The organism is Acidobacteriota bacterium, assembly GCA_040756905.1.
In the GTDB taxonomy this organism is placed as follows: domain Bacteria; phylum Acidobacteriota; class Aminicenantia; order JBFLYD01; family JBFLYD01; genus JBFLYD01.
The window spans coordinates 1-11469 of sequence record JBFLYD010000048.1 but is presented as its reverse complement, the minus strand read 5'-3'; the positions used below and the strand labels follow the sequence as shown (position 1 = coordinate 11469).

Sequence of the window (11469 nt, the reverse complement as noted above, 5' to 3'; positions counted from 1 at the left end):
CTCTCTATTTTTAATTAAAATAATATGTTGAGTTTTTATAAACCTGATGCTATATTTTATCGTAAAAAACTTAGAAAGGAGAAATTTTAATGAAAAAAACTATTTTTCTTTTATTTTTCCTCGGCATTTTTCTATTAAATTTAAATTTTTTGAATTCTTATGGAAACAGCAAAAACTCCCCAGCTCCGGATGAAAAACAGAAGAAAGGAGAGAGAATTTTAAAGAAAGATGTTGTACCAAAACCCACTGACCCTGTTGCCCGGTTAAAATCTTTTGAGCATCATGCGAACATGAAAAATGAATCGATTTTTAAAAACCTGAAGTGGCGTTCCGTAGGACCTCAGTTTATGGGCGGAAGAGTGACAGATATTGCTGTACCTCCTGGAAATCATTTTACTATTTATGTTGCTGTTGCTTCTGGAAATGTATGGAAAACAGTGAATAATGGAACTACCTGGGAATCTATCTTTGAAAATGAGTCCACCTTCACAATCGGTGACATTGCTGTATCAGATTCTGACCCGAACATAATCTGGGTTGGAACTGGTGAAAGTAACAGCAGCAGAAGTTCTTATGCCGGAACAGGGATTTTTAAATCCATTGATGGTGGAAAAACATGGCAAAACATGGGATTGAATGATACCCATCACATTGGAAGGATAATTATCGACTCACAAAATCCCGATGTAGTATATGTGGCAGCCATAGGTCATCTTTATACAGATAACGAAGAAAGAGGACTGTTCAAAACAACTGATGGTGGAAAAACTTGGAATAAGATTCTTTATATAAGTGATAAAGTTGGAGTTATCGATGTAGTGATGGATCCAGTCGATAATAAAACATTATATGCTGCTGCATGGGAGAGGAGCAGAAAAGCATGGAATTTTATCGAAAGCGGGGAAGGGAGCGGGGTCTACAAATCAACTGATGCAGGGCTTACGTGGAAAAAATTAACCAATGGTTTTCCTGTAGGAAAACATGTAGGTCGCATTGGTCTTGATGTATCTTTTTCCAACCCAAATGTTGTGTATGCTATCCTTGACAACCAAGCTCTCCGTCCCGAAGAAAAGAAAAAGGAACAGACTTCAGGGATAACAATAGACCAGCTGAATAAAATGTCAAAAGAAGAATTTCTGAGGCTCGACCCCAAAGTTCTTACCACATTTTTAAGAGAAAATAACGTTCCTCGTGAATATACAGCAGAAATTGTTTTAGAAATGGTAAAAAAAGGAGAACTCACTCCCCAATCCCTTGCTCAATATCTTCTCGATGCTAACAGAAGATTATTTGAAACAAATGTAATTGGAGCAGAAGTTTACCGTTCTGATGATAAAGGAGAGACATGGAGAAAGGTTAATGAAAAATACATCGACGGCTTTTACAACACTTATGGATACTATTTTGGTAACATAAGAGTTTCGCCTGATAATGAAAATAATATATATATTTTAGGTGTGCCTCTTCTTACTTCAGATGATGGAGGAAAGAGATATAAAAATATTGGTGGAAGAGGAGTTCATGGTGACCATCATGCTTTATGGATTGACCCTAAAAACCCTGACAGGTTGCTTCTTGGAAATGATGGAGGCTTAAACTTTTCCTATGATAGAGGTAAAACCTGGCAGAAAATAAATAACCTTCCAATAGGTCAATTCTACACAATAGCAGTTGATATGGATACTCCATATAGCATTTATGGAGGTTTGCAGGATAATGGAGTTGTCTATGGCCCAAACACTCATATTCCTAAATATGGAGTAGATGACCCATGGAAAACAATTTATGGAGGAGATGGAGCTTATGTGCAAATTGACCCCACTGATTCCACCACAATATATGCTGAATATCAATTTGGTAACATTTCACGAATAAGTAAAAAAGACAGGTCTATGAAAAACATAATGCCAAAAGCAAAAATTGGAGAGCCTCCTTTACGATACAACTGGCAGACTCCGTTTCTAATTTCTTATCATAATCCCTTTATTCTTTATTACGGAGCTAATAAACTTTTTAAATCTCTTAATAGGGGAGACAGCTGGATTTGTATAAGCCCTGATTTAACAACTAACCCAGGACCAGAAAGACAGGGTGATGTTCCATACGGAACTATAACAACAATTTCTGAATCACCAATAAAGCCAGGGTTGATTTATGTTGGAACAGATGATGGAAATGTTTATATTACTCAGAACGACGGTGTTACCTGGACTAAAATTAACAAAGGGCTTCCTGATAAATGGGTTAGCAGAGTAGTGGCATCTCGATATGAAGAAGGAACAGTTTATGTTTCATTAACAGGATATCGTGACGATGATTTTGAAAAATATCTATTCATGTCCACTGATTTTGGAAAAACATGGAAATCCATTGCTTCGAACCTTCCTTCTGAGTCGATTAATGTAATAAGAGAAGACCCGAGGAACAAAAATATTCTTTATGCGGGAACTGATTTGGGCATTTATATATCAATCGATAGGGGAAAGACCTGGAATTCGCTCCGCAATAATTTACCAACAACTCCTGTTCATGACCTGATTGTTCATCCGAGGGATAATGAATTGGTTATTGGTACCCATGGAAGAAGCGTTTTTGTATTGAATGTGGAGAATATTCAGAAATTTGACGAGAAAATTCAGGAAAAAGAAGCTCATCTTTTTGATATAAAGCCAGTAAGCTTACCTCAAAGCAGGTGGGAAAAAGGGGAAGAAGCAGTTATATGCTATTATCTAAGAAAAACTCAACAGATTAAAATTTCCATAATTGATGAGACTGGAAATGTAATTAAAGAATTAAAAGGAACAAATGACGCAGGTTTAAACATAGTCACCTGGGATCTAACATTTGAAGAAAGAAAAGAAACAAGAGAAGAATTTCCCATGGCTCGGAATTACGTAAAACCGGGTAATTACAAAGTTGAAATTTTAGCAGGTGATGTAAAATTAGAAGGGAAAATTCAAGTTAAAGCTCCTTCTTCAGCTTCACTCTTTATGTTTGATTAAATTTTACAATCTAAATATTTATTAAACTAATACAAACGCATTTAATTCTGATGCATTCCTATCCCCTCACCCCTCCCTCTCCCCTCAGGGGAGAGGATTGAAGCCTGCCCCGTACTTGATACGGGGGTGAGGGGGAAAACGAGTAAGATGTAACAAATATTAGTGCGTTAGTATTACATCCCTATATATTGAGTATAAATTTTTTTAGCAACTGATTCGTTATCAGTTCCTTTGATGATGGCCCTTCCATCTGGAAACAAAGTTATTTCATATTCATTTATTTTGAATATTAATATATGTTCACTTACAAACACTTTTCCAAGATTTTCCAGCCTTTTTGATATGTTTACCAAATTTACCATTTTGTCTGTTGATGGGATAATCTGAACAGCATTCCTTCCGCAGAGGGAAGAAATCGATGCTGATTTTTTCTGCTCCAAAATATCAAATTTTTTTTGAACACATACAGAACAGTCTTCTTTTTTCATTCTGGAAGTATCGATTTTTTCAAATTCATCTGTCCATATATCGATAAAAGTTAAATTTTTGTTTAGTGCGTCTAAATTCCCAAGAAGGAATTTAATCGCTTCAACACTTTCAAGGGAAGCTATTGTTGAAGCTGTTGGCCCGAGTATCCCTACTGTTTCACAGGTGAAAGATTGACCTGGAGAGACAGGGTCAAGAATACATCTCAGGCAAGGGGTTTTATGAGGAATGATGTTCATTATGAAACCATATGAGCTGACGCATGTCCCATATATCCAGGGAATGTTATTTTTTACACATGCTTCATTTATCAAGAACCGAGTCTCGAAATTATCAAGCCCATCGATGACTAAATCCACTCCTTTGATAAGATTTTCTGCGTTTGTAAAATTAAAATCCGTAACCACTGGCTCGATTTCAACTTCTGAATTTATTTTCTTAATTTTTTCTGCTGCAGCGATTGCTTTAGGAAGGTTATTTTTAACATCGTCTTCATCAAATAAAACCTGTCTTTGTAAGTTTTCAATCTCCACAAAATCTCTATCGATAATTTTTATCTTTCCGACTCCTGCCCTTGCCAGATGATCTGCCACATTGGAGCCAAGCCCTCCGCAACCTATTATTGCGATGAAACTGTTCTTCAGTTTTTTTTGCCCCTCAATTCCAATCTTTTCATGAATAGTCTGTCTTGAATACCTCAATAAATCTTTTTTTTCCATTATTCTACCCCATGCGATTTTAATTTTTATTCTAACCCTTAGAATTGATTTTACATTTATTCACAGTTAAATGACAACTGAGTAAGCAGGTAAACTTATGGGGGAAGATAATTTAATTTAACTTTTAATTACTCCAAAACTTTAATTTAATCCTAAATTGAGCGATTTTATTAAGGAAGTCTTCTGGATTTACGCTTTCGCGGGAATGACAGTTTCAACTGATGAGTGTTTAATTCATTCCTGCCCCCATTTTCATGAAGGTAAACTCCAGCAGGAATCCAGTGCCTTTAAAAGCAATTATCGATAAGAATCGCTCAAATTAGGTTAATCTCTTTTTTTATGAAGGAAGACCTTTATTAATGTAATAAGTAACTGCATCGATAAATAAATCAAGTTCCTCAAGGCGCGTATAAAGGCTCGGAGTAACCCTGATTCCAGGAACTTCTTCATGAGTAATTGGTGTAACAACTATATGATGTTTATTGAAAAGAACTTCTGATAGTTTAACAGGATCGATTCCTTCCACATAAAAATTTGCCAGACCACATGAGTGAGCTGGGTCAAGAGAAACACGGAATTTTACCTGAGGAATCTCCATCAATCTCTTTGCCCAGTAATCTTTCAGGAAGCGAAATCGAGCTTCTTTTCTTTTTGAGCCTATTCCATTATGAAATGCAATAGCTTCATCGATTCCAAGTTCTATAGCAACCTGATGAGTTCCAATAGCCTCGAATTTTCTAATGTCATCACTGAGGGGGTCTTGAGGAGGGAAAAGTGGCCATATTTTTTTAATCTTGTCCTTTTTAACATAAAGAAACCCAGTTCCCTTTGGAGCCATAAGCCATTTATGAAGACTTGTTCCGTAGTAGTCACACTCTAAATCTGAAACTTTATGATCTATGTGAGCAAATGTATGAGCTGCATCAACGACTACCTCTATTCCCTTATTATGAGCAATTTTACATATTTCTTTAACAGGAAGAATTTGTCCTGTTATGTTGACCATATGGCATATAAGTATAAGCTTTGTTTTTGAAGAAATACCCTTTTCTATAGCTTCTACTATTTCCATTAAGTCAGAAGGGGGAGAAGGGTAAGTGACTCGCTTTATGACAATACCCTCTCTTTTTTCTCTTTGATTTAATGCATTCTGCATAGAGGGATAATCCTGAGTCGTTGTAAGAATTTCATCCCCGGGTTTCAGAGGGAACCCAAGGAGAATAATGTCCAATGCTTCTGTTGAATTACGGGTAATCGCAATTTCTTCAGGAGAGCAATCGAACATTTGAGCAAGTTTTGTGCGCGTTACTTCCTTTAAGGGCTGTATAACCTGCCACATTGTGTATGTGGGTGATTTCTCCCCAAAATCCATGTATTCTTTAACTGCTTCCTGGACAATTCTTGGCGAAGGATGGACGCCGCCGTTGTTAAGGTTTATAATGCTCCTATCTATTGTGAATGCCTGTTGAATTTCAAACCAGAAATCTTCATCCTGAGCGACCTGTTCAGGAGTTTTTTCTTTTAATTTTAATGTTGCAGCATTCACTTTTTTTATAACATCAGGTGAGAACATTGCTGTGGCTGTTATTAATCCACCAAGCCCTGCAAAATGTTTTAGAAAATTTCTTCTGGAGTGAATCATTATTATTCCTCCTCAATATTAATTTATTTCCTATCTTTTAAACTTTCTTTCATATTTATTTGAATATAGGATAATAATATCAAAAAAAGATAAAGGTTTAAACAATATATAAAGTCTTATTGAAAGGTTGTATTATTCTCTTAAAAAGTATAATATCTTAAATTTAAAATTTATGGAAAAGTGCTTATTCATGTTTTTAAAGAATTTATGAGAAAAATTTATTTATGTAAATAAATCACCCGAGATAACAACTTGAAAATATTTTATGGAAGATTTTTTCGCTGGATAGGTAAGAAAAGAGGCGAATTCAGCTTTGTTTTTGCACTGATTGCTGTAATAATCAATCTCTTTGAAAAAACAAAATCAGTAAGTTTATTAAAAATTGATTTTTCAGGTGTTTTCATATATCTATGGTTGTTAATTTTAGCAGGCATCTGGATTCGGATCTGGGCTGCTGGAAATATTAAGAAATATAAAGAGGTCACAACAAGTGGACCTTACAGGATTATCAGACATCCACTTTATTTGGGAACTCTCCTGATTTATTTCTCTTATTTCCTTGCAATTGGAAATGATAAAATCGGAATTTTCATATTTATTATTATGTATTTAACAATTTATTATCCAAGAATGTTACATGAAGAGGAAAATTTGAAAAAACATTTTCCTGAGTCATATTATTCTTATGCTTATGCAACGCCAAGAATTATCCCGAATATTTTTTTGATTCCATCAGCATTAAAAACATCGAGATTTTCTATCAAAGAAGCAAGAAAAAATATAGGATTTAGAAGTTTATGGGCGATAATTATAATTCCTTTAATTGTTGAATTTATCAGCTATGTAGAAAATTATTTTTAAGTTTAGAGTATTCCTGATGGTAACCTTATAAATTATTCCAGTTGAACATATTTCTCGAGTTCCTCGCTTTCCTCAATCAGACCAGATTCTCTCATTGTCGTTTTTTTAGGAATTCCCTTTTTATCCCAGCCTCTTAATTTGTAATATAGATCGAGCAATTGATTGTATTTATCATATTCTAAGATTTTTCCAGCGATTTGCCCTTCTTTGTCTGCATTTGCAGGATCGAACCAGATTTTGGGAGGATAATCTCTTTTCCTGTCCCAGTCTGGAAACTCTCTGACCCAGAATGCTCTTATGAGGTTATATATTCTATCGCTTACCTTCCAGAAATCGTTAAGAGTCCAATCAAGTCCTGTAGCCTTTTTGAAGTATTCAGGGTAATGATTAAGTTCCCATCCTAATTCAACCCATGGAAATCTACAGGAAACTATAACTTCAAAAAGCCCTCCACGGATTCTCTGTAAATCTATCACCTTTTTTGCCTTTTCAATTCCATAAGACTCCCTCTGGGTTTCAGTTATCTCATAAAGAATAATCCAGGCTTCCTTATGATGAGCACCGATAGCAGATGTTCCATAGGCAAGAGCCATTCCAGGAACAAACTTACAATTATAAGCGGAAATTTCCAGGCCTTTAACATGCATAGCATATGCATCTGAGTCTTTTCCTATCTTTTCAGCCATCTTCATTGTTCCAAGGGCAAGGAGTTCTCCTTCATCTTTTTTCAAGGCTATCTTTTTTAAAAGTTCTTTTGCCTTTTCTGGATCTCCAAATTTGAAGTCATTTTTTTCTACGCCTTGATCAATGGCATCTGCATAAAAAGCTAAAACTCCTCCTGCTGATATTGTGTCCAGTCCAAAGTCATCGCATAGATAGTTTAAAGAACCTACCTGAGCGAGGTCAAAAATTTCAAGATTGCTTCCCAGCATTCCAATATTTTCATAATCCATTTCTGCTTTATTCTTATCTGTATCCAGTATTGTAATTCCGCATCGCATAGTGCAATTCGGGCATCCATAAGTTGCAATTCGGGCAGCATTGAGCCTTTCTCCATCCAATCTCCAAGCATCTTTATGGGATGTCCTCCTCATATTTCTTACTGGTAATGCAGCTACTTCATTAACCCAGGCTAAAATCCCTGTGGTTCCCTGTTCAGACCATCCAGATTTCTTATCCATCTCTCCTACTTTTCTCAAATCATCCAACCCAAGTTTTCTCATTCCCCCGGGGTCTGAAACAGGCATTTCTTTTGTCCCCTTCACCACAATTGCCTTTAGATTCTTTGAGCCCATTACAGCTCCCATGCCAGGTCTTCCTCCTGCTCTTCCTTCCATGCTTCGAATTATGGAATACAAGACCTTGTTTTCCCCAGCCTGCCCTATTGTAAGGATTCCTGCTCTTTTACCATATTTTTTATTGAGCCATTCTATGGTTTCGTAGGAGCCCTTGCCCCAGATCTCATTAGCGGGGAGGAATTCTACCTTCTCATCTTCAATATAAATATATGTTGGAGAATTTGCCTTCCCCTCTACAATAATGGCTTCATACCCAGCCTTCCTTAACTGTTCTGTCACCCAGGAGCCCAGATTCCCATCGCCATAACCTCCAGTGAGAGGAGATTTCGCTGCAACAACTGTTTTACCAGTGTTTGGTGCAGGTACTCCTGCAATGGGTCCTAATGCTACTATGAATTTATTCTCCGGTCCTAATGGGTCGATTCCTGGTTTTAACTCATCCCATAGAATTTTTATGGCAAAGCCCCTTCCTCCTACCCATTTCTTTGCAAATTCTTCATCAAATGATTCTTGTTTAACTTTCTTTGAAGATAGATCAATTCTTAATATGTAACCAGTCCATCCTTTCATTATAAGACCTCCTTTTAAGGCTAACTAAGTGTCAATGGATAACACACGAAATAAACAAAGTCAATAACATAAAGGCTGTATACTCAAATTAGGGATGATAATGAAGGAATTGACTTGATATTTTTCCTTCGATATAGTTTATTTTTTAAATTTGAATAAAAATTGCTCTTCATTTGTATTAATATTTGTTGAAGAAGGAGGGTTCTGCCATGAAAAAAATATTCTTTAAATTTAATTTAATTTTTGTTGCTATTTTATTTCTTATTTTCATCCCTACATCTCTCAATGCTCAGAAAAGTTCACAAAAGGTAATTTTAAAAGGCTTTAGTGAATTTGTGAATGTTACCATGAAGGAATGGAAAGTTCCGGGACTTGCAATAGCAATCATAAAAGACGGAGAGATAATATTATCTGAAGGATTCGGGCTTCGGGATGTAAAAAAGGGACTAAAGGTAACTCCTCAAACTCTTTTTGCCATAGGGTCCTGTACTAAAGCGTTTACTGCAGTCTCTTTAGGAATCCTTGTAGATGAAGGAAAACTTGACTGGGATAAACCTGTAAGGAATTATCTTCCTACTTTCAAGCTATTCGATCCTATTGTAACTGAGAGGATGACACCCTGTGATTTAATTACGCACAGGTCTGGCTTGCCAGGGCATGATTTAGTATGGTATGGTTCTTCATTGACTCGGAAAGAACTTTTCGATCGCCTCCAGTATCTGGAGCTAAGTAAGGATTTTCGTTTGGTATGGCAGTATCAAAACCTCATGTATCTGGCAGCAGGTTTATTAGTCGAGCAAATCTCTGGCATAACCTGGGAAGAATTTGTTCAAAAAAGAATTCTTGAGCCATTGGGAATGAAAAACAGCAATTTCTCTGTAAATGAATCTCAAAAAGCCTCTGACTTTGCTCTTCCTTACAGGGAAGAAAAAAATGAAGTCAAAGAAATTCCATTCAGAAACATAGATGCCATGGGTCCTGCTGGCTCCATGAATTCCAATGTAACTGAAATGGCTAACTGGATTTTGCTCAATCTAAACAAAGGGAAGTTTGGTAAAAACCAGATTATCTCAGAGGCAAATCTCGCTCAGATTCATTTTCCTCAAATGGTTATACAGCAACCTATTAAATATGATGAGTTATTTTATGCAAGTTATGGAATGGGCTGGCTGATCACTGCTTACAGAGGACACTTGATGATTTCCCATGGAGGAGGCATCGATGGTTTTACTGCCCTTGTTACTTTTATGCCCAGGGATAAAATCGGGGTGGTTATTCTTACCAACATGAGTGGCACGCCGATTCCCGAGATTATCGCTTGCAATGTCTATGACCGTTTCCTTGGGCTTGACCAGATTCCTTGGAACAAGCGCATAAAGGATGAAGTGGCAAAAGCAAAAGAGGAAGCTGAAAAAGCAAAAAAAGATAAAGATAAAGACAGAAAACCAGATACAAAGCCATCTCATCCCCTTGAAGAATATGCTGGAGATTTTGAACATCCTGGATATGGAGTTGTCTCTATCAGGAAGGAAGGGGATGATTTAAAAGCAACTTTTAATTCAATGTCTTTTTCTGTAAAGCACTACCACTATGATATTTTCGAACTGACGGATGATTCAACTGGATCAACTAAACTGGCATCTTTCTCCACTGACATAAAAGGAAATATAAGTAGTGTATCAATTCAGATGGAGCCAGCTGTAAAAGAAATTATTTTTACAAGAATGCCTGAAAAGAAAATGCAAGAAAGAAAAGAGGGAGATAAACTATGAATTTTATTATATTCAATGCATCATTTCGAAAAAAAGGAAATTCAGATATATTAGCCTCTTTATCCTTAAAAGAGGCATTAAATAATGAAGCAGTTACAGCTGAGATAATCAATCTAAGAGATCTTCGACTGGAACAATGTAATGGTTGTATGAGATGTGTATTCAAAGATGAAATCTGTCCTTTAAAAGATGATTTCTATCCTCTGATGGATAAAATTGTTAAAGCTGATGCTTTGCTTCTTATATCATCAACTTATGTGATGAGCATTCCTGGTTATTTTAAAATGCTTATCGACAGATTCCTTTTGATTCGTCCTTATTATGAGAAACTATATCTAAGACCCTCCGCAAGCATAGGAGTATCCAGCCCTATAGATTGGAACTCTTTTCAGCTTCCTTCAATGAATTTATTTTTACTTGGTCTTGGATTCAAGATAGAAGAAAGTTTCATTGTTTATGGAGCAGGACCTGGAGAGGTTTTATTGGATGATAACCAAATATCCAGGGTCCGACAAACTGTAAGAAAAATATGCGAGCTTGCTTTAAATCCAGTTCGTAAGAGTTACTCTGATCAGATTTCCAAACACTGCCCTGTTTGTTTTTCAACTATATTCGAAAGAATAGAAGAAAGAAAATTTCGCTGCCCGATATGCTTATCTGAAGCGGAAGAAATAGAAGGGGGGTTCCTTTTTAGTGGAAAAAGTATGAATAATCACAGATGGACAGAAAAGAACATAGAAGAGCATTTTGAGAACTGGATTCTCAGAACAAAAGATTTATTTCGAAAGAATTTGCCAGAAATCTTTAAGAGGAAAAAAAAATTCCTCAGTTCTTGAAAAATATATTTTCGTTTTAAAATAAAGACAATTTATTTTGTATTTTTTAAAAATTTATAGTTAATGAGGGATTTTGATTGATAAAAAAACCAATATATTGGATTTTAAATTAAAAAATCCAAATTTTTGGAGAAATGGCAATTTTAATTAGTTTAAATATTGATAAAAATAATCTATTATCAATATTTTAAATTAAAATTTAAATATGGCACATAAATTGCTTTATAGATAATATGAAAATGAAGATAAAAAATTTTTTGAGCTGGTGTTTGAGCTGTTATTT

General features: G+C 35.7%; 7 protein-coding genes. 4 read left to right on the top strand and 3 right to left on the bottom strand.

From position 1 onward, the window contains the following. Nucleotides 1–89 precede the first annotated feature (89 nt). Nucleotides 90–3002 carry a glycosyl hydrolase gene (locus AB1410_08250; GenBank protein MEW6456684.1) on the top strand — a complete coding sequence of 971 codons (2913 nt, stop codon included), beginning with the start codon at nucleotides 90–92 and terminating at the stop codon, nucleotides 3000–3002. A 173-nt stretch (nucleotides 3003–3175) separates the two neighbouring features. Here AB1410_08250 and AB1410_08245 read toward each other — a convergent pair whose 3' ends face one another. Together AB1410_08245 and AB1410_08240 are read right to left on the bottom strand one after the other, a co-directional pair. Next, entirely contained in the window at nucleotides 3176–4207 is a 1032-nt protein-coding gene (locus AB1410_08245; protein MEW6456683.1) for a ThiF family adenylyltransferase, read from the bottom strand. Between the two features lie 337 nt (nucleotides 4208–4544). After that, a complete protein-coding gene (locus AB1410_08240) occupies nucleotides 4545–5849 on the bottom strand; it encodes an aminotransferase class V-fold PLP-dependent enzyme (GenBank protein MEW6456682.1) in 1305 nt (434 codons plus the stop codon). A gap of 252 nt (nucleotides 5850–6101) precedes the next feature. Between AB1410_08240 and AB1410_08235 the strand changes: the two genes are divergently transcribed. Then, nucleotides 6102–6710, top strand: a complete 609-nt coding sequence (locus AB1410_08235; protein ID MEW6456681.1) for an isoprenylcysteine carboxylmethyltransferase family protein — start codon at nucleotides 6102–6104, stop codon at nucleotides 6708–6710. Between the two features lie 32 nt (nucleotides 6711–6742). Here AB1410_08235 and AB1410_08230 read toward each other — a convergent pair whose 3' ends face one another. Then, nucleotides 6743–8578, bottom strand: a complete 1836-nt coding sequence (locus tag AB1410_08230; protein MEW6456680.1) for an aldehyde ferredoxin oxidoreductase family protein — start codon at nucleotides 8576–8578, stop codon at nucleotides 6743–6745. 209 nt (nucleotides 8579–8787) lie between these two features. Here AB1410_08230 and AB1410_08225 point away from each other — a divergent pair, with 209 nt between their 5' ends. Together AB1410_08225 and AB1410_08220 are read left to right on the top strand one after the other, a co-directional pair. Continuing rightward, the gene (locus AB1410_08225; protein MEW6456679.1) at nucleotides 8788–10350 is read left to right on the top strand and encodes a serine hydrolase; all 1563 of its coding nucleotides are present in this window, start codon (nucleotides 8788–8790) and stop codon (nucleotides 10348–10350) included. Further along, the gene (locus AB1410_08220) at nucleotides 10347–11186 is read left to right on the top strand and encodes a flavodoxin family protein (GenBank protein MEW6456678.1); all 840 of its coding nucleotides are present in this window, start codon (nucleotides 10347–10349) and stop codon (nucleotides 11184–11186) included. The genes AB1410_08225 and AB1410_08220 overlap by 4 nt, the downstream gene beginning before the upstream one ends. The last annotated feature ends 283 nt before the right edge of the window (nucleotides 11187–11469 follow it).